This window comes from Mycobacterium sp. 141, assembly GCF_000382405.1.
Taxonomy (GTDB): domain Bacteria; phylum Actinomycetota; class Actinomycetes; order Mycobacteriales; family Mycobacteriaceae; genus Mycobacterium.
Genome location: NZ_KB908260.1, coordinates 237150 through 256126 on the forward strand (window position 1 = coordinate 237150; position 18977 = coordinate 256126).

The 18977-nt window shown below is 65.4% G+C and carries 14 protein-coding genes, 2 pseudogenes and 1 riboswitch; of the genes and pseudogenes, 9 read left to right on the forward strand and 7 right to left on the reverse strand.

Features of this window, described 5'->3' with window-relative positions; genetic code table 11:
- Nucleotides 1–25: 25 nt before the first annotated feature.
- The 3 genes from yhjD to H276_RS0111635 form a co-directional block, all read right to left on the reverse strand.
- Nucleotides 26–1045, reverse strand: coding sequence for an inner membrane protein YhjD (gene yhjD / locus H276_RS0111625; protein ID WP_019971484.1), 1020 nt, complete (start codon nucleotides 1043–1045; stop codon nucleotides 26–28).
- A 20-nt stretch (nucleotides 1046–1065) separates the two neighbouring features.
- A complete protein-coding gene (trpS, locus tag H276_RS0111630) occupies nucleotides 1066–2082 on the reverse strand; it encodes a tryptophan--tRNA ligase (protein ID WP_026356878.1) in 1017 nt (338 codons plus the stop codon).
- Between the two features lie 122 nt (nucleotides 2083–2204).
- Entirely contained in the window at nucleotides 2205–3083 is an 879-nt protein-coding gene (locus H276_RS0111635) for an exodeoxyribonuclease III (protein WP_026356879.1), read from the reverse strand.
- An 89-nt stretch (nucleotides 3084–3172) separates the two neighbouring features.
- Here H276_RS0111635 and H276_RS0111640 point away from each other — a divergent pair, with 89 nt between their 5' ends.
- A complete protein-coding gene (locus H276_RS0111640) occupies nucleotides 3173–4006 on the forward strand; it encodes an alpha/beta fold hydrolase (protein ID WP_026356880.1) in 834 nt (277 codons plus the stop codon).
- Nucleotides 4007–4079: 73 nt separating this feature from the next.
- Nucleotides 4080–4643: a class I SAM-dependent methyltransferase gene (locus tag H276_RS0111645; protein WP_026356881.1), complete on the forward strand. Its 564-nt coding sequence runs from the start codon at nucleotides 4080–4082 to the stop codon at nucleotides 4641–4643.
- Nucleotides 4644–4649: 6 nt separating this feature from the next.
- Here the strand turns inward: H276_RS0111645 and H276_RS0111650 are convergent, their stop codons facing one another.
- Nucleotides 4650–5870, reverse strand: coding sequence for an NADP-dependent isocitrate dehydrogenase (locus tag H276_RS0111650; RefSeq protein WP_019971489.1), 1221 nt, complete (start codon nucleotides 5868–5870; stop codon nucleotides 4650–4652).
- A 195-nt stretch (nucleotides 5871–6065) separates the two neighbouring features.
- Nucleotides 6066–6185, forward strand: a riboswitch (SAM riboswitch).
- Between the two features lie 153 nt (nucleotides 6186–6338).
- On the opposite strand from H276_RS0111650, the pseudogene H276_RS22890 reads away from it, so the two are divergent.
- The 3 genes and pseudogenes from H276_RS22890 to H276_RS0111665 all read left to right on the forward strand — a co-directional run bounded on the left by H276_RS22890 (nucleotide 6339) and on the right by H276_RS0111665 (nucleotide 9557).
- Nucleotides 6339–7666 (forward strand): annotated as a pseudogene (locus H276_RS22890) (bifunctional o-acetylhomoserine/o-acetylserine sulfhydrylase).
- A 45-nt stretch (nucleotides 7667–7711) separates the two neighbouring features.
- On the forward strand, nucleotides 7712–8830 hold the full coding sequence (locus tag H276_RS0111660; protein ID WP_155943057.1) for a homoserine O-acetyltransferase: 1119 nt from the start codon (nucleotides 7712–7714) through the stop codon (nucleotides 8828–8830).
- A 4-nt stretch (nucleotides 8831–8834) separates the two neighbouring features.
- A complete protein-coding gene (locus H276_RS0111665) occupies nucleotides 8835–9557 on the forward strand; it encodes a class I SAM-dependent methyltransferase (RefSeq protein ID WP_019971491.1) in 723 nt (240 codons plus the stop codon).
- Between the two features lie 11 nt (nucleotides 9558–9568).
- Here H276_RS0111665 and H276_RS0111670 read toward each other — a convergent pair whose 3' ends face one another.
- The 3 genes from H276_RS0111670 to H276_RS0111680 form a co-directional block, all read right to left on the reverse strand.
- Complete coding sequence (locus H276_RS0111670; protein WP_019971492.1) at nucleotides 9569–10993, reverse strand: CYTH and CHAD domain-containing protein; 1425 nt, start codon at nucleotides 10991–10993, stop codon at nucleotides 9569–9571.
- 65 nt (nucleotides 10994–11058) lie between these two features.
- A complete protein-coding gene (locus H276_RS0111675) occupies nucleotides 11059–12597 on the reverse strand; it encodes an FAD-dependent monooxygenase (protein WP_019971493.1) in 1539 nt (512 codons plus the stop codon).
- Nucleotides 12594–13211 carry a TetR/AcrR family transcriptional regulator gene (locus tag H276_RS0111680; protein ID WP_036460946.1) on the reverse strand — a complete coding sequence of 206 codons (618 nt, stop codon included), beginning with the start codon at nucleotides 13209–13211 and terminating at the stop codon, nucleotides 12594–12596. Before H276_RS0111680 ends, H276_RS0111675 begins: the two co-directional genes overlap by 4 nt.
- A 221-nt stretch (nucleotides 13212–13432) precedes the next feature.
- Here H276_RS0111680 and H276_RS25300 point away from each other — a divergent pair.
- From H276_RS25300 to H276_RS0111700, 4 genes and pseudogenes are all read left to right on the forward strand, one after another.
- A pseudogene (locus tag H276_RS25300) lies at nucleotides 13433–13669 on the forward strand (rRNA adenine N-6-methyltransferase family protein); the annotation flags it as partial.
- 295 nt (nucleotides 13670–13964) lie between these two features.
- Complete coding sequence (locus tag H276_RS0111690) at nucleotides 13965–14963, forward strand: AAA family ATPase (protein ID WP_019971496.1); 999 nt, start codon at nucleotides 13965–13967, stop codon at nucleotides 14961–14963.
- A gap of 5 nt (nucleotides 14964–14968) precedes the next feature.
- Nucleotides 14969–17527, forward strand: coding sequence for a S8 family peptidase (locus tag H276_RS0111695; protein WP_026356882.1), 2559 nt, complete (start codon nucleotides 14969–14971; stop codon nucleotides 17525–17527).
- An 80-nt stretch (nucleotides 17528–17607) separates the two neighbouring features.
- Nucleotides 17608–18939 (forward strand): IS256 family transposase, encoded by a 1332-nt coding sequence (locus H276_RS0111700; RefSeq protein ID WP_026356883.1) that lies wholly within the window; start codon nucleotides 17608–17610, stop codon nucleotides 18937–18939.
- Nucleotides 18940–18977: the final 38 nt, after the last annotated feature.

Sequence of the window (18977 nt, forward strand, 5' to 3'; positions counted from 1 at the left end):
GCCCTGACACCGGACGAGGCCGTCGCTATCTCCGCATCAGCCGTGAAATACCCAGCGCACCAATCGCGCCGGCCGCGGCGGCGGCGACCAGCCCGGAGGCGCCGGGCCCCTCGTGTACCTCTACGCGAGTGGTGATCTGCGCCGGATCAGGTGGGGCCACGTGCCGCTCAATGAGGCTCTCGGTCGACGTCGCCGCCCATGCGGTCGCGAACAGGATCAGCCGTGCAGTGACATAGGCGAACACCATGAGGCCGAGCACCGGGCCGAATGTCGCCCCCGCGGGGCCGCGGGTGACCGACTGCAGATATAGCGACGCCACCTGTTTGAACAGCTCGAATCCGACGGCAGCCAGCAACCCGGCGCGCAGGGCGCTGTGGAAGTGCACGGATTCCCGCGGCAACCGGGCGATGATCCAGCTGAACAGCAGCCAGGAGATCAGCAACGAAACCAGGATGGACGCCACACGCAGCCCACCGCCCAGCGCAGCGAAATCGGGTAAGCCTATCCATCGCAACACTTTTCGCATCAGCTCCGGGTCGCCCAGTGCCGTCAGCGCAATGGTGAGCACCATCGCCAGAAACGCGGAGACCAGCGCCAGCAGATCCGACAGCTTGTTGCCGACAAAACTGGAATCATGCTTGTGCTGCAGCCACATCTGACTCAGCGCCTCACGCAGGTTGGCCATCCAGCCCAGTCCGGCCCAAGCCGCCGTGGCCAGGCCGATCACGCCGACCGTGCCGCGCGAGGCGATGGCCGAGTCCATGAGTGCGACCAGCTGCTGGCCGAGGTCACCGGACACCACCGACCGGATACGGTCCTCGATCTCGGCGAGCAGGCCGGGCTTGCTGGCCAGCACGAAGCCGCCGACGGCGAACCCGACCATCAGCAGTGGGAACAGCGCGAAGATGGTGAAGTACGTGATGCCCGCTGCGTAGAAGTTGCCGTTGCAGTCGTTATAGCGATCCTGTGCCCGCATCACCCGGTCGAACCACGGATAGCGGGACCGCAACCGGTCAAGGAAACCCGGTTTCTCCTGCTCGCTCACCGACCCCCCTGCCCGGGCGCTTATGACGTTTGCTGAAGAAACCCTATCCTGTCGTAAACCCGGGCGAGGGTCTTGCCGGCAACCTCCCGGGCGCGATCCGCCCCGGCCGCCAGCACCGCGGTGAGTTCGGCGGTGTCGGCCAACAGCTCATCGACCCTGGTCTTGATCGGTGCGACGAACTCCACGACCACCTCCGCGGTGTCCTTTTTGAGGTCGCCGTAGCCACGGTCGGCGTAATCGTCGACCAGCGTGTCGATCGCAGTGCCGGTCACCGCGGACTGGATGGTCAGCAGATTCGAGATGCCCGGCTTGTTCTCGGGGTCGAACCTGATCTCACGCTCACTGTCGGTCACCGCCGAGCGGATTTTCTTGGCCGTGGCCTTCGGGTCGTCGAGCAGGCTGATCAACCCCGCGTCGGTGGCCGCCGACTTGCTCATCTTGGCCGTCGGATCCTGCAGGTCGTAGATCTTGGCGGTGGCCTTGGGGATCATCGCCTCGGGCACCACGAAGGTGTCCGGGAACTGCCCGTTGAGCCTTTGCGCCAGGTCACGGGCCAGTTCCAGATGCTGCCGCTGGTCCTCCCCGACCGGGACCAGGTCGGTGTCGTAGAGCAGGATGTCGGCGGCCATCAGCACCGGGTAGGTGAACAGGCCGACCGTGGCCGCATCCGCGCCCTGCTTCTGCGACTTGTCCTTGAACTGTGTCATCCGCGAGGCCTGGCCGAACCCGGTGAAACAGCCGAGCACCCACGCCAACTGGCTGTGTTCGGCCACATGACTCTGTACGAACACCGTGCTGCGGGCCGGGTCGATGCCCAGGGCCAGGTACTGCGCCGCGGTGATCAGGGTGCGCCGGCGCAGGGTCTCGGGGTCCTGCGGGACCGTGATGGCGTGCTGGTCGACGACGCAGAAGAATGCGTCATAGCCGTCCTGCAGCTGCGCCCAGTGCGTCACCGCCCCCAGCGCGTTGCCGAGGTGCAGGGAGTCGGAGGTGGGTTGGGCGCCGGAGAACACGACGCGTTTGCTTCCGCTAGTCATGATGGAGACGATTTTCGCACTGGCGTCATCCGGTTTCTTCACCGGTCAGCCGACGCGGGACGCGCAGCAACACCTCGTGATCGCCGGCGGTGGGGTTGTCCCAGCCAGCGGCCGCGCCGGGTTCACCCGTAGCAAACGGTCACCGGCGAGTGGTCGGACCACCGCAGCGCGTACGCCTCGGCACGGTCGACGTGGGCGCTGACCGCCCGGGCAGCCAGCTCCGGGGTCGCCAGGTGATAGTCGATGCGCCACCCGGCGTCGTTGTCGAATGCCTTTCCGCGCCATGACCACCAGCTGTACGGCCCGGCGACGTCGGGGTGCAGCACACGGACCACGTCGACCCAGCCGGTGGCCAGCAGATCGGTCAGCCACTGCCGCTCGCTGGGCAGAAAGCCCGACTTCTTGATGTTGCCCTTCCAGTTCTTGATGTCATTCTCGGTGTGGGCGATGTTCCAGTCGCCACACACGACAACCCCTGTGCTCCTCACGTCCCCGGCAACACCTGCGCTCCTCGCGTCCGCGGCAACATTTGTGCTCCTCGCGTCCGCGGCAACACCTGCGCGCTCACGGCGCAGCTCAGCCATGCGGGCCGCGACGGTCGCCATGAACCGCTCCTTCTCCAACTGCCGGTCGGTCTCCGCCTCGCCCGTCGGCACGTACATGCTGACCACCGTCACCCCCGCGGTATCGGCCTCAAGGTAGCGGCCGTGCGCTCCGAATTCGTCGGATACCAGCAGCCGAGACGCGTCGATCGCGTGCCGTGACAACACCGCAACGCCGTTGCGTCCCTTGACATGCGGCGCTGCCGACGCCAGGTACCAGCCGTCGGCCAGCGCCGGAGCGAGCGCGTCGGCCAGCTGATCATCGTCGGCGCGGACCTCCTGCAGGCACACCACGTCGGCCGTCGTCTCCTTCAACCAGGGCAGCAGGCCGAGATTCTCGGTGGAGCGCTGCTTGACCGCGGCGCGGATGCCGTTGACGTTGATGGTGCTGACGGTCAGCGAGCCGGGAGATGCCACGGCCGAGACCCTACCGACCCGCACCGACAGCCCCTTGCGGTACCAGCGGTATCGCCTTAATGTCGGGCGACATGGCCGAACGCGCACCGATCCACCTCGGCACTCCGGGCGGGGAACCGATCCTGCTGCTGCACCCGTTCCTGCTGTCGCAGAGCGTGTGGAAGTACGTCGCACCCCAACTCGCCGAGACCGGCCGCTACGAGGTTTTCGCCCCCACCATGGCCGGCCACCACGGCGGCCCGCATGCGCCGCTGCTGCTCGATGTCGCCACCTTGGCCGATGATGTCGAGCGTCGCCTGGATCAACTGGGCTGGGGCACCGCACACATCGTCGGGAACTCGCTGGGCGGCTGGGTCGCGTTCGAACTGGAACGCCGCGGCCGCGCCCGGACCCTGACCGGCGTCGCACCCGCGGGCGGCTGGGCCCGGTTCACGCCCGCGAAGTACGAGATCATCGCGAAATTCGTGGCCGGGTTGCCGATTGTGCTGGGCGCCACCCTGTTCGGGCAGCGACTACTGCGATTGCCGTTCTCCGAGCAGATCGCCTATCTGGCGGTCTGCGCGACACCCGACGCCATCACCGACAGCGACCGCCGAGACCTGATCGACGACCTGTCGCACTGCCCGGCGTATTTCAAGCTCATGCTCAAGGTGCTGACCACCGCGGGACTCATGGAGATCGCCGATTCCCGCACGCCTACCCACCTGGTGATCTGCGAAAAGGACCGAGTGCTGCCCGCACCACGGTTCACCAGGCATTTCACCAACAGCCTCGCTGCCGGCACGCTCGTCACGACGTTGGACGGCGTCGGCCACGTGCCGATGTTCGAGGCACCCGACCGCATCACCAAGCTGATCGTCGACTTCGTCGACAGCCACACCGACCAGGCGCGCGCCACCGGCTAGTCCACAGCCAACCGCGCCGCGGTCTCGGATTGCTGGCGCCCTGGGGACAGCTGCACGGGCGTACGCTGCAGCCGTGAACGAAGCACACGAAATGTGCGGCAGCGACGAATGGCGTCAGATGATCCGCGAGACCATCTTGCCGTGGGCGCTGGGAGAGGCGGACCTGGGCGACAACGTGCTGGAGGTCGGGCCCGGCTACGGCGCGACGACCGATGTACTGTGCCGGGCGGTGCCGAAATTGACCTCGGTGGAAATCGATCCGAAGCTCGCGGCCATGCTGCGCGAGCGCTACGCCGAGGTGCCCTCGGTCGAGATCGTCAACGCTGACGCGACCGCATTGGACTACCCCAACGAAAACTTCAGCGGAGCAGCCTGTTTCACGATGCTGCACCATGTTCCCACCAACGACCTGCAGAACCGGTTGCTCGGCGAGATCGCCCGGGTGCTGCGGCCGGGCGCGGCGTTCGTCGCCAGCGACAGCCTGGGCAGCGACGAACTCGCCGCCCACCACGAGGGTGACACCTACAACCCCGTCGACCCCGACACCCTCCCCGCTCGGCTGCAGGCCGCCGGGTTCGGTGACATCGAGGTACGCACCAACCCGTACGGCTGGTCGGCGGTCGCCAAACGGGTTTAGTCGGGTTTAGTCGGCCAGCGCCCTCTTGAGATGGTCGGCGATGGTCGACAGGAACGCCTCGCTGGTCTGCCATGGCTGATCCGGACCGATCAGCAGCGCGAGATCCTTGGTCATCGAACCGCCTTCGACTGTCTCGATGACGACGCGCTCAAGCGTCTCGGCGAAGTGCGCCACTGCGGGGGTGTCGTCCAGCTTGGCCCGGTGCTCCAGAGCTCGGGTCCAGGCGAAGATCGACGCAATCGGGTTGGTGGAGGTTGGCTTGCCCTGCTGGAACTGGCGGTAGTGCCGGGTGACGGTGCCATGCGCGGCCTCGGCTTCGACGATCTTGCCGTCCGGTGTCATCAGTACCGAGGTCATCAACCCGAGTGAACCGTAACCCTGTGCGACGGTGTCGGATTGGACGTCACCGTCGTAGTTCTTGCAAGCCCAGACGTAGCCGCCCGCCCACTTCAGGCAGGAGGCCACCATGTCGTCGATCAGGCGATGCTCGTAAGTCAGGCCGCGCTTGTCGAATTCGTCCTTGAACTCGTCATCGAAGATGCGCTGGAACTCGTCCTTGAACATCCCGTCGTAGCCTTTGAGGATGGTGTTCTTGGTCGACAGATAGACCGGGTAATCCTGTTGCAGCCCATAGGAAAACGAGGCGCGGGCGAAATCCTGGATGGACTTGCGGAAGTTGTACATGCCCATGATGACCCCACCGCACTCCGGGATGTGCACCACCTCGTGCACCAGCGGCTCACTGCCGTCATCAGGGGTGAACGTCACGGTGAACGTGCCGGGCTTGTCCACCTTGGTGTTGAAGGCCCGGTACTGGTCGCCGAACGCGTGGCGGCCGATGATGATCGGCTTGGTCCAGCCCGGGACCAGCCGCGGCACGTTCTCGATCACAATCGGTGCGCGGAAGATAGTGCCGCCGAGGGTGTTCCGGATCGTGCCGTTGGGCGAGAGCCACATCTTCTTGAGGTTGAACTCTTTGACGCGAGCCTCGTCCGGGGTGATGGTCGCGCACTTGACGCCGACGCCGTGCCGCTTGATGGCGTTGGCCGCGTCGATGGTGACCTGGTCGTTGGTGGCGTCGCGATGTTGGATGCCGAGGTCGTAGTAGTCCAGATCGATGTCGAGGTACGGCAGGATCAGCTGGTCCTTGATCATCTGCCAGATGATGCGGGTCATCTCGTCACCGTCGAGTTCGGCAATGGTGCCTTCGACTTTGATCTTGGACATGTGAGCCTGCGCCCTTCTGCTCCTCGAATGTCTCTCGCGGCCACCCTACAAGGGGGTCCGCCTTACTGACGTGCCACTTTCGTTACCGCCGAGTAGTTGGTGGCCCGGACTGAAACATGTTCAGCAGCGCTCGGAGCGACCCGCCAGATCAAACCACTTGGCTCTGACCCGCCGTCATGAGATACCCTTTATCTCGGTCATGAGTGTCAGCGACAAGCCCCGGCTTGCTGGCCGGCAACCCTCCAACCGCGGTGGGGTGCCCCGGGTGATGACCAGGTTGAGTAGCCGTCGCCGGCTGCAAGGCAAGCGCGGGTCCGAAGGTACGGGCCCCCAGAGAGACAGGGAAATCCTGATGGAGGCCACCCATGTGCTGTCGTCCGTGAACTGTTCCGTCCGTTTGCCGTCTTGTGCGTGTAGGCACGACGCCCGGTAGCCGATTCACCCCCGACTTCATAGGAGACACCGACGATGACCACACCCGACGCCTGGTCATTCGAGACCAAGCAGATCCACGCGGGTCAAACGCCTGACAGCGTCACCAACGCCCGGGCACTGCCCATCTACCAGACCACGTCGTTCACATTCCGCGACACCGACCACGCCGCGGCACTGTTCGCGCTGACCGAGCCGGGCAACATCTACACCCGGATGATGAACCCGACCACGGACGTGGTCGAGCAGCGCATCGCGGCCCTTGAAGGCGGCGTCGCCGCGCTGTTCCTGTCCTCAGGACAGGCCGCCTCGACGTTCGCGATCCTGAACCTGGCCGGCGCGGGTGATCACATCGTGTCATCCCCGCGGCTGTACGGCGGCACCTACAACCTCTTCCACTACACGCTGCGCAAGCTCGGTATCGACATCAGCTTCGTGGAGAACCCCGACGACGTGGCCTCGTGGCGGGCCTCCGTCAAGCCCAACACCAAAGCTTTCTTCGCCGAGAGCATCTCCAACCCCCAAATAGACGTGTTCGACATCCCCAATGTCGCGGCCATCGCCCACGACAACGGCGTCCCCCTCATCATCGACAACACCATCGCCACCCCGTACCTGATCCAGCCGATCGCCCACGGCGCCGACATCGTGGTGCACTCGGCCACCAAGTACCTGGGCGGGCACGGTTCGGCGATCGCAGGCGTCATCGTCGACGGCGGCAGCTTCGACTGGACGGCAAGCGGACGCTTCCCCGGGTTCACTCAGCCGGACTCCAGCTACCACGGGGTGGTATTCGCCGATCTGGGTGCACCGGCCTTCGCGCTCAAAGCCCGGGTGCAGCTGCTACGTGATTTGGGAAGCGCCGCCGCACCGTTTAACGCCTTCCTCATCGCGCAGGGATTGGAAACACTGTCACTGCGCGTTGAACGCCACGTGTCCAACGCGCAGAAGGTTGCCGAGTACCTCGCCGGGCACCCGGACGTGACGTCGGTGAACTATGCCGGGCTGCCCACTTCCCCCTGGTACCAGCTGGGCCGCAAACTCGCCCCGAAGGGCACCGGCGCGGTGCTTGCCTTCGAGCTGGCCGGCGGTATCGAAGCCGGCAAGGCCTTCGTCAACGCGCTGACCCTACACAGTCACGTCGCCAACATCGGCGACGTACGCTCCCTGGTCATCCACCCGGCCTCGACCACCCACGGGCAGCTCAGCCCGCAGGAGCAGCTGTCCAGCGGTGTCACCCCCGGACTGGTACGCCTCGCCGTCGGTCTCGAGGGCATCGACGACATCCTGGCCGACCTGGATCAGGTTTCGCTGCCGCTCACCCGTTCCGCGGCACCACCGACCAGGCCCCGTCGACGGTGTGAGAACGTGAGAAAAGCATCGTGACGATCACCGAAATAGCCACCACCATGCTCCCCGGCCTTCCATCTGCCGCCCTGCCCGCCGAGGGCGAGTTGGGCGTGGTCAACATCGGCGCGCTGCGCCTGGAAAACGGCACCATCCTGCCCGATGTCACCATCGCCGTGCAGCGGTGGGGCGAATTGTCTCCCGCCCGCGACAACGTCGTGGTGGTACTGCACGCGTTGACCGGCGACTCCTACTTCACCGGTCCGGCCGGCCCTGACCACCCGACACCGGGCTGGTGGGACGGCGTCGCGGGCCCGGGTGCCCCGATCGACACCCGCCGCTGGTGCGCGATCTCGACCAATGTGCTGGGCGGCTGCCGCGGTTCCACCGGCCCCGGCTCCCTTGCCCCCGATGGAAAGCCTTGGGGCTCAAGGTTTCCCAAAATCACCATTCGCGACCAGGTGGAGGCCGACCGGGCTGCGCTGGCAGCGCTCGGTATCACCAGGGTCGCGGCGGTAGTCGGCGGCTCGATGGGCGGGGCCCGCGCGCTGGAATGGCTGGTCGGCCACCCCGACGAGGTCAGCGCCGGTCTTGTGTTGGCGGTCGGGGCGCGGGCGACCGCAGACCAGATCGGCACCCAGAGCAGCCAGGTCGCCGCGATCAAGACCGATCCCGACTGGCAGGGCGGCGACTATTACGGCACGGGCCGCGAACCCATCACCGGTATGGAAATCGCGCGGCGATTTGCGCACCTCACCTACCGCGGTGAAGAGGAGCTGGACTCCCGGTTCCGTAACGACCCGCAGGCCGACGAGGACCCGGTCACCGGCGGTCGCTACAGCGTGCAGAGCTACCTGGAGTACCAGGGCGGCAAGCTCGCCGCCCGGTTCGATCCCGGAACCTATGTGGTGCTCTCCGACGCGTTGTCCAACCACGACGTCGGCCGGGGCCGCGGCGGGGTCCGGGCCGCACTGCAGGGTTGCCCGGTGCCGGTGGTGGTCGGCGGAATCACTTCCGACCGGCTCTACCCGATCCGCCTGCAGGAGGAACTGGCCGAGCTGCTGCCCGGTTGCCACGAGCTGGATGTCGTCGACTCGGAGTACGGGCACGACGGCTTCCTGGTCGAGACCGAGGTGGTCGGCAAGCTGGTCCGCCGGACGCTGGAGCTGATACCGAGGTGAGCACGTGAGCCAGCAACGTTCCCTCTCGTTCGGCTCCGAAGCCGCCGCCTACGAACGCGGCCGCCCGTCATATCCACCGGAAGCGATCGACTGGTTGTTACCCGCGGGCGCGCATGACGTGCTCGACCTGGGTGCGGGCACCGGCAAGCTCACCACCCGGCTCGTCGAACGCGGCCTGAATGTGATTGCCGTGGACCCGATTCCGGAGATGCTCGAGCTGCTGACGAACTCGCTGCCGGGTACCCCGGCGCTGCTGGGCACCGCCGAGGAGATCCCGTTGGCGGACAACAGTGTCGACGCCGTGCTGGTGGCCCAGGCCTGGCATTGGTTCGATCCGGACCGGGCAGTGGCCGAGGTGAGCCGGGTGCTGCGCCCGGGCGGGCGGCTGGGCCTGGTGTGGAACACCCGCGACGAGCGGATGGGCTGGGTCAAGGACCTGGGCCGGATCATCGGTCACGAGAACGACCCGTTCAACCATGAGGTCACGCTGCCCGCACCGTTCGCCGAGACCGAACGCCAACAGGTCGAGTGGACGAGTTATCTGACGCCACAGGCACTCATCGACCTGGTGGCCTCCCGTAGCTACTGCATCACCTCGCCCGAACAGGTGCGCACACGCACACTGGGCCAGGTACGCGAACTGCTGGCCACGCACCCCGCGCTGGCCAGCAGCACGGGTTTGGCACTGCCGTACGTGACGGTATCCATCCGGTCGACCCCGTCCTGACGGTCGGCGGTTCACAACAAGCTGCGTGCCTTCCGGCGACACTGCTCGGCCAGCTGTTGTTCACGACCGAACAGCAGGCCGAAGGTGAAGCCGTTTTCACCGACGGTCATTCCACCCGACAGTGCCATGCGGCGCAACACGGCAGACGCGACAACGGTGTCCTGATGGTCACCAAGGACAGACTGAAACCGCTTGTAGTGCTTCGCCGTTCGCTTGGTTTGCGTCGAGCCGCCGTCAGCTGTGCACAGCTCGGCGGCGTATCGGGCACGCTTTGCCGCTTTACGCGCGCGATGCAGCGTCGCGTCGTCCGCGGCGTCGTCACCGAGCGCCGCGGTGAGCCGCCGATCGGCTTTCCGCTGGGCCTTGCGCGCCCTCTTGGTCAATCCCCTGGTACCCGTCTCGGGGTCGACCGGGGGTGCCGTGCGCCACGTCCGCAGCGCAGCCATGATCGCCAGGTAACGCGGCGAGTCCATGGCCTCGGTGATTTCAGCCCGCGCGGGAAGTTCGATGGCCTGCAGGTCGTTTCGCACCCGGGCGCGCACCGGGCCGAGGATCAGCTCGTCGGGAAACTCGTCGAGCGCGTTCATGAATCTGCGGTGCTGAACCTGGCAATCGCGGACATCGCCGAGCAGCCCGGCGAACCACCGCAGCTCGTCATCGAGACCACCGACGGCGGACTGGTCCAGCACCTTGCCGAACACCCGGAGCGTGCTCCGCAGCCGCCGGATCGCCACCCGCGTGTCGTGGATGGGATCCCGACCACGCCGCAAACCGATGTCGCCGGCGACGATCTGATCGATCTGCGTGCTCAGGTATCCGAACAACGCGCTCGCCGCCGACGACCTGGGCTCGACCGTCGGGAGCGGAGGCAGGACGTGGGCGAGCTTCGACGGATGGGAAGACGGCCGGGCACCGGCTGCCGCCAGACGGTTGGCCAGCCGCTTGGGGACCGACGGGGTACGAGGCCCGAGTTCGACCTCGACCTCGCGCCACGCCAACAGCCGGTCGTCCGCCCACGCGCGCACCGAGTCGTCGGCAATCTCTGCGTAGAGTTCGCCGGCCGAGGGTTTGCAGATCCGGTAGCGGTTCCGGGCGGTGTGGATCGTCGCGACACTGTCCAGGCGCCTGCCCAGGCTCGTCCCCGTGAGCAGCTCCTTGAGTGCGTCGGGCAACGCGTCCGTGGGCGGCCAGTGCAGTTCCACGCGCCCATCGGCCGCCGGAACCTTCAACTGCCACCCGGTGTCGTCGTCACCGCAGCGGCGACGAAGCAGGATGCCGTGCGCCTGCAGATCATGCTCCGCAGTGTCGTAGTACTCGCTGGTCAAGTCGACGGTGTCGTGCTCGACTTCAGCATCCGCAATGATGTTGTGGAGGTCTGGCAAGTGAAATTGATCATCGACGTCCCACTTGTCTTCACGTTCGAGAACCTCATGCATACCCAGAGGGATTTCCACCTGGTCAGACGGTCAAACCAGGTTCTCCAAGGTGGCGCGCCGCACCCTCAGGCGGTGAGCTCCGCAGCGGCGTCCACGTCCTCGGCGCCGAACCACCGCTGCAGTGCATCGGTCAACCCACTGTCGTCGAATCCGTCTGCGGCCCAGGCGACATAGCCGTCGGGCCGGATCAGCAGCGCAGTCGGCCCGTCGACCACACCTGTCCGGACGATCTCGACCCGGTCGGACCATCCCTGCGCGGCCTCGGCATGGCCACCGGAGGAATCGATCAGCACCGGACGGCCGGCCCGCATCAGTTCGGTGACTCGACGCCCGTCATCGAGAACCAGCTCGGGCACCATCGACCCGCAGAGCCGATGTCCCTCCGGTCCCATGTCGTAGGGCAGGTCGGAGCCGGCGATCACGTTCGCGATGTGCGTCGCGCCGTCGGGCGTCGCCAGCAGTTCAGCGAGAAGCGTTCGCAGCGCGGCAACTTCGGGACCGGCCGCCATCAGTGCGGCCTGCGCCATCGACTGGGTCATCACACGCTGACCGATCGGGTGACGTTCGGTGTGGTAGCTGTCCAACAGGCCGGGCGGCGCCCAGCCGTTCAGTTCGGCGGCCAGCTTCCAGCCGAGGTTCATCGCGTCCTGCATGCCCAAGTTCAGCCCGGGACCCCCCATCGCCGAGTGCACATGGGCGGCGTCCCCGACCAGGAACACGTTGCCGGCCCGGTACCGGTCGGCCTGCCGCGTGTTCTGGCCGTTGATGCGCCGCAACGCATGTGGCCCCTCGCCGGGCGGCGGACCCATCGGCAGGTCCACCCCGATCACCCGGGCGGCACTCTCCCGTAGTTCCGCCACCGTCAGCGGCGGCGCGTCGTCGGCCAGCAGGTCACCGTACTCGATCGTCCCGACCATCGGCCGGTCCGGCTCGAACTCGGCATAGATCAGCACGCCACCATCAAACCTGTTGTGCCCGAACGGGATATGTCCGAAACCTGGAAGGTTCAGCGCGCCGTCACCGGTGCGCAGCTCAGCGGGCACGCTGACGTGCGCGACCCGGGCGACCACATCGGTGGTGAAGCCGGGGAACTCGATGCCCACGCTCTTCCTGACCAAGCTGCGCCCGCCGTCGGCACCGACGAGGTAACGGGTGTCCAGCCGGTAGGAGTCCTCGGACGAGGTCACCGCCAGCGTGACACCGTCGGCGCGCGAATCGATTCCGGTGAGTTCGTGACCCCAGCGGATTTCTACACCCAGGGAATCCACCCAGCCGACCAGCGCGCGCACCACACGGGGCTGCTGAATCATCATGCCGTACATGGGGTTGTCGGCGACCCCGAGGAAGGGCAGCCGCATACCCGCGAAGATGTAGCCGGGCATGGGTTGCGGCGGATCGGCCGAGCCGCTGAGCAGCGAGTAGAGGCCCCGCAGGTCGAGCGCCCGAACCGCCTGCCCGACAATCCCGTTGGCCTTCAACTCGGTACTCGGAGCGGGCAGTTGCTCGAGTACGACCGGACGAATGCCGGCCAACGCGAGCTCACCCGCCAACAGCAGGCCATTGGGCCCGGCGCCGGCAATGACGACGTCCGTCTTCTCGTTCATTTCTTCCTGCCAGGTTCAGGTAGTCCGGCGGTGATGACCGCGAATCCCTCTCGCATCAGTGCGGTAAATGACACCGGCGGGTCGGCATTTGCGTATTGGTTCATCGCGACGTCGCCCACGGCGCGGACAACGGCCACCACCAGCTGTGGATACATGTCGTGCGCGGGATCTGTGCCGGTACGCTCGGCGATGACCGCGACCCATTCATCGAACATCGCACGGAACGTCGCATCGCGAATCTCCGGAACCATCAACAGTTTTCGGACCTCGGCTAGCTGCCGCCGCGTCGGCAGGACGTTCTCGGCGCCGTACATGTCCTCGAAGTCCTCGTCGAGCGGCTCCAATACGGCCGCCATGACCGACGTCCACAATGGCTCGTCGGCCGGTCGATTACGCAGTGTCTCGATGCTGCGCCGCATCCGTTCGACCTGGCGGTATGCCAGTGCGTCGTACTTGCCGCCGAAATAGTTGGTGAAGGTGCGCAACGAGACACCCGCCAAGTTGGCGATGTCTTCGCGGGTGACGTTCTCCAGCCCACGCTCGAACATCAGACTCAGCGCGGCGTCACTGAGCGCCCGCCGGGTGTCGAGTTTCTTGCGCTCCCTCAGCCCCACACCGACCACGGTAGCCGAATGCTGCCCGTCAGGCAATATTTCCTACCGGGCACTTTTCTGGCAGTACGGTGAAACGAGTTGAACGCTCCCGCCAGGCGCCTACGGTGGTGGCCATGTCAGGCGCGACTTTCTTCATCCGCATCCGCATCTCCTAGCGGCGGATCTGCTCTATCTCGACACATCCGTCGCAGCAGCTTTGTCCCTGCGATCGCGGAGTTCCCGTGTCATCCTCATATCAAGGCCGGCATGAGCGCGGCCAGAATTTCCTGTGCGACTCTCGCGTGGTCGCCGACATCGTCAAGATCGTCTCGCACACAACAGGTTCCATCGTCGAAGTCGGCGCCGGGGACGGCGCACTGACGGTGCCGATGGAGCGCCTCGGGCGGCCACTGACGGCCATCGAGATCGACCGCCGGCGAGCCATCATCAAATCAGTGCTCGACCACGCCGTCATCGCACCCGGCCCCCCCGGCTCCCGCAAGTTGGATACCAACCGCGTACAGCCGCAGTGGCGGATCTAGAACGTTTCGTCCGTTCGGCGTATGCCGACCTCATCTTTGAGGACATGTATGAGTTTGCGTGTGGGGCCTGGCTATCGCTGCATTTGGACATCCGGGACAGATCTCGTCGGCCAGGTTTGGTGTATTCGCGTCAGGCGTGGTGTCGGGGAGCGGTCATCACGCCCGTTAGACTCAGCTCACGGGGCTTGCCGTGCTGGTCAGGACGGTTGTTTGAACCGAAGGGAGGTCGGCGGTGGCGACAAATGACCAGTTGAAGGCTCTCGTCATGAGCCACGCCGAGGGCGACGACCCCCAGTTCTACGCCGTGGCGATGCAGGTGGCTGCAAAAGCTGCACGAGCTGGGCACGCAAAGTTCGCCCAAGAACTGCGCGACCTGGTTGACGAGTTGCGTAAGCGTGGTGCAGTGAAGTCGCGGGTCGCCTCGGTGGTGCCCGTGGCGCAGCCTCGCGGTGAACTGAGCTCTCTGCTCACTGTCAGCTATCCGGAGTCTCGACTGGCAGACCTCGTGTTATCTCCTAGTCTCGCCGAGCACCTGCGGCATGTACTGCTTGAGCAGCGTCAACGCGACATGCTTGCCCGCCACGGTCTTCGGGCCGCGCGCCGGTTGCTGCTCATCGGCCCCCCAGGGACCGGCAAGACCTCAACCGCGCAGGTTATCGCCGGTGAGCTAGGGCTTCCCCTGTTTTCGGTGCGGCTGGACACGATCATCACCAAATACATGGGTGAGACGGCAGCGAAACTGCGCTTGATCTTCGATGCACTCATCGACACGCGTGGGGTCTACTTGTTCGACGAGGTCGACGCACTTGCCGGCGACCGGGCCGCACCCAACGACGTCGGCGAGATCCGCCGAGTCCTAAACTCCTTTCTCCAATTCCTCGAAGAGGACCCCTCGGACAGCATCATCATCGCGGCCACCAATCACCCCCAGCTGCTCGACAACGCCCTCTATCGCCGATTTGACACAGTGATGGACTTCGCGCTGCCCGACGACGCGGCCACCGAGGTCGTCATCCGGAACCGACTTGCTCGGTTCCACATCGGCAACCTGAGTTGGCCAAGGGTCGTCGCGGCCGCCCAGGGGCTCAGCCACGCAGAGATCGCGACTGCAGCAGAGAATGCGGCCAAACGAACGGTCCTGTCGGGCAGGGCCCGAGTGCGCACCGATGACCTGGTGGCCGCTCTGCACGAGCGGCCGCGTCCCCATCGCCGCGGCGAGCCGGCGATCTAGACGTCATGGCAACTCGAGATCGTCCCCACCTTGTTGTGCCGGTAGCACCGTCATCGGAGCCCTTCACTCTTGCCAGCGCTGGTGGCGGCGGCGAGAAGCACGAGTTCACCGGTGACCGCCAGGGGCATGGCCGACGCCTCACTGACGAATTCAACGCCGCCGTCGCCCCCACGACCGACGATGAGATCGAGCCCGCAGGCACCTACGTCACCTTTGTGTCATTTCCGGATTTAGAACTGGCGCTGCAAAGTCTGGACCCACAGCGCTCTGGTGAGCAGCCCGAGCTGGTCGCCGTCCGGGAGACGCAGACCCCCGACGGGATCGTTCAGATGGCGACCGTGTACATCCCGCGGGGCAAAAAGGAGTACTTCCTCAAGCGGTTGGATGCCTATGTGTCCTCTGCGGACCGGGCCAAGGCGGACAATGCCGGACTGATTGAGGGTATCGGGTCGATCCGGCGAGCGACGATCCGCGAACTGTGGACCGATCCCGATGAGTTGTTTCCCGACGACCCCACCGAAGTCCGTTGGTGGGAGGTGTGGCTGCTTAACCGTGACCGCCGCGAACAGGCCAGGTTCAGCGACTTTGTTGCCCAGCACGCACTGCGCACCAGTCAGCACTATCTGGGTTTCGGTGACCGCACCGTAGTGCTGTTACACGCTTCGGCAGACCAACTGGCGCAGACGTTTCAATCAGTTGACGACATCGCCGAGTTGCGCCGACCGCACGATGTCGCCACCTTGTTGACAGAACTGCCCGCCACCGAGCAGACCGAATGGGTGGACGATCTGCGCGCGCGTCTACGGATGGCCGACAAGGATGCTGCGGTGGTGTGCATCCTCGACACCGGCGTGCATGACACGCACCCTCTGCTCACCGACTCGATTGCCAGCGCGGATTTGCACGTCGCAGACCCGCGCTGGCAGACCACGCCCGTCGAGTCGCACGGAACTGAGATGGCAGGCCTGGCCCTCTACGGAGACCTGCACGCCGCACTCGTCGACACTCAGCCGGTCCACTTGACGCACCGCCTGGAGTCGGTGAAGTTCTTGCCGGATAACGCCCACAACGATCGTGATCTCTACGGTGCTATCACTGCTCGTGCTGTCGACCGCCCAGAGATCCAAGCCGCCGACCGGCGCCGCGTGTTCATGCTCGCGGTCACTGCGCGCCGCCCTCCCCTCGACGGAACTGACGCCGAACCGACCACACGGATCGACACCGGCCGACCCACGTCGTGGTCTGCAGCTATCGATGCTTTGGCCTTCGGCCGGGCCATCGATGACACCGATCCCAAGCTCACCTACCTCGACCGTGACGAGCCGCGGCGCCCGCGCCTGTTCCTCGTCTCGGCCGGCAACATCCGCGACCTTCGCGGCAGCGATGATCACCTCGCTCGAAGTGATGTCGAGCCGGTCGAAGACCCCGCCCAGTCGTGGAACGCGCTCACGGTTGGCGCTTACTCTAATCGTGACGACATGTCCGGTGCACCAGCTGATTTCGCCGGCTACGTGCCGGTAGCCAAGAGAGGTGAACTATCCCCGGTCAGCCGCACATCGGTAGTGTTTGACCGCACGAAATGGCCGTTCAAGCCTGACGTGGTCGCTGATGGCGGCAACGTCGCGGCATCACCGGACCGCGCAGACGTTGATACGCCGCCCAATCTCGCTCTGCTCACGACCCGCCTCCAACGCCCGGGACACGGTTTCTTCACCGCGACGCGAGACACCTCGGCCGCCACCGCTCAGGTCGCAGCCATTGCTGGCAATCTCTCCCAGGCCTACCCGCAGCTGCGTCCCGAGACCATCCGCGGGTTGATCGTGCACTCAGCTCAGTGGACCGACGCCATGCGCGCCCGCTTCAACGCCGAGTCGAACAAGACTCGCCTCGCCAGCCTGCTGCGCCGCTACGGCATGGGGGTACCCGACGCGGCCCGCGCACTGCGCAGCGCCACCGACGCGCTCACCCTCATCGCAGAGGCCGGAATCCATCCCTACGAGCGCGACGGCGACAGCAACGCAGGCAAAGTGCGGGAGATGAATCTCCACCAATTGCCATGGCCGACCGAAATACTCGAAGGGCTAGGAGAAACCGAAGTACGCATGCGTGTGACCTTGTCCTACTTCGTTGAGCCCAATCCGTCCAGCCGCGGCTGGACGGGCCGTTATATCTATCCCTCCCATGGCCTAAGGTTCGCCACCCGACGGCCCGAGGAAGGAGTCGAATCGTTCCGCCAACGCATCAACACGCGCGCACGTATCGACGGGCAGCGCCCACCTGCCCTCGACACCGAGAAAGGCTGGCTGTTCGGCAGCAATCTGCAACAGGCCCCCGGCTCACTACACACCGACATCTGGACAGGGGATGCAGCCAAACTCGCCAGCAAGGGAGCCATCGCCGTGTACCCGGTCGCGGGATGGTGGAAGAACCAACGCAAGTACGACCAAAGCGACAAAGGCGTTGACTACTCACTCATGGTCAGCATCGAATCCCCACACGTCGACGTTGACCTGTGGACGCCGGTCGCCCAACAGATCAGCACAACCGTCGAAATCCAAACCTAGCCAAGCGTTTACGCGGGAGTGTCGCAGTAACGGTGTAAGTGGCCTTAAAGCCCCCGGTGTGTCGGGGGCGGAAAGGTCACCTGATGACCGAGACTGTCGTGGCTGTGGAGCCATCGCAGAATGACTATGACGATCCCGCTCCGGCGGCGATTGATATCCCGCGCGGCCGTGAGGTCGATGAACTCGAGGTGGCCCGGGAGCTGGTGCGCCAGGCCCGGGAGGCCGGTGTTGCACTGACCGGCCCGGGTGGGCTGTTGAAGGCGATGACCAAGACGGTCATCGAAACCGCGTTGGATGAGGAGCTTTCCGAGCATCTGGGGTATGACCGCCACGACCCCGCGGGTCACGGTAGCGGTAACTCCCGCAACGGAACCCGCTCGAAAACCGTACTCACCGACTCGTGCGGCAATATCGAGATCGACGTGCCCCGCGACCGGGCCGGCACCTTTGAACCGCACATCGTCAAGAAACGCCAACGGCGCCTCACCGACGTCGACGAGGTGATCGTGTCGCTGTATGCCCGTGGGCTGACCACAGGCGAGATCAGCGCCCATTTCAGCGACATCTACGGCGCCGAGGTCTCCAAGGACACCATCAGTCGGATCACCGATCGCGTTGTCGAGGAAATGACAGCCTGGCATACGCGTCCACTGGAGCGGGTGTATGCCGCGGTGTTCATCGACGCTCTGCACGTCAAGATCCGCGACGGCCAGGTCGGTCCCAGGCCGATCTACGCGGCCATCGGGGTAGATCTGGCCGGCCATCGTGACGTGCTGGGTATGTGGGCAGGTGAGGGTGACGGCGAGTCGGCCAAGTACTGGCTCTCGGTGCTGACCGAACTGAAGAACCGCGGCGTGGCCGACATCTTCTTCCTGGTCTGCGACGGCCTCAAAGGACTGCCGCAATCGGTGGGTGCGGCGTTCCCCGACACCGTCGTGCAGACGTGTGTCATTCACTTGATCCGCGGGACGTTCCGTTACGCCGGGCGCCAGCATCGTGATGCGATCGCCAAGGCCATCAAGCCGATCTATACCGCGGTCAACGCCGAGGCCGCCGCGGCGGCGTTGGATGCCTTCGAAGCCGAATGGGGACAGCGCTATCCGGCAGCAATTCGGTTGTGGCGCAACGCGTGGAGTGAGTTCATTCCGTTCCTGGACTACGACACTGAAATAAGGAAGGTGATCTGTTCAACCAACGCCATCGAATCCTTGAATGCCCGCTATCGCCGTGCGATCCGGGCCCGTGGACATTTTCCGACTGAGCAGGCCGCCTTGAAATGCCTATACTTGGTCACCCGGTCACTGGACCCGACCGGGACCGGCCAGAAGCGGTGGACGATGCGCTGGAAACCAGCACTGAATGCCTTCGCGATCACCTTCGCCGACCGCATGCCGGGAAGCGAAACTGCCTAACAGAACACGCCGCTTACACCGTTAATCGGACAGTCCCG

Bases quoted from the DNA above. Each gene is read 5' to 3' on its own strand.
- trpS (WP_026356878.1), bottom strand. From the start codon at position 2,082: ATGACTAGCGGAAGCAAACGCGTCGTGTTCTCCGGCGCCCAACCCACC.
- H276_RS0111640 (WP_026356880.1), top strand. From the start codon at position 3,173: ATGGCCGAACGCGCACCGATCCACCTCGGCACTCCGGGCGGGGAACCG.
- H276_RS0111650 (WP_019971489.1), bottom strand. From the start codon at position 5,870: ATGTCCAAGATCAAAGTCGAAGGCACCATTGCCGAACTCGACGGTGAC.
- H276_RS0111660 (WP_155943057.1), top strand. From the start codon at position 7,712: ATGCTCCCCGGCCTTCCATCTGCCGCCCTGCCCGCCGAGGGCGAGTTG.
- H276_RS0111670 (WP_019971492.1), bottom strand. From the start codon at position 10,993: ATGCATGAGGTTCTCGAACGTGAAGACAAGTGGGACGTCGATGATCAA.
- H276_RS0111675 (WP_019971493.1), bottom strand. From the start codon at position 12,597: ATGAACGAGAAGACGGACGTCGTCATTGCCGGCGCCGGGCCCAATGGC.
- H276_RS0111695 (WP_026356882.1), top strand. From the start codon at position 14,969: ATGGCAACTCGAGATCGTCCCCACCTTGTTGTGCCGGTAGCACCGTCA.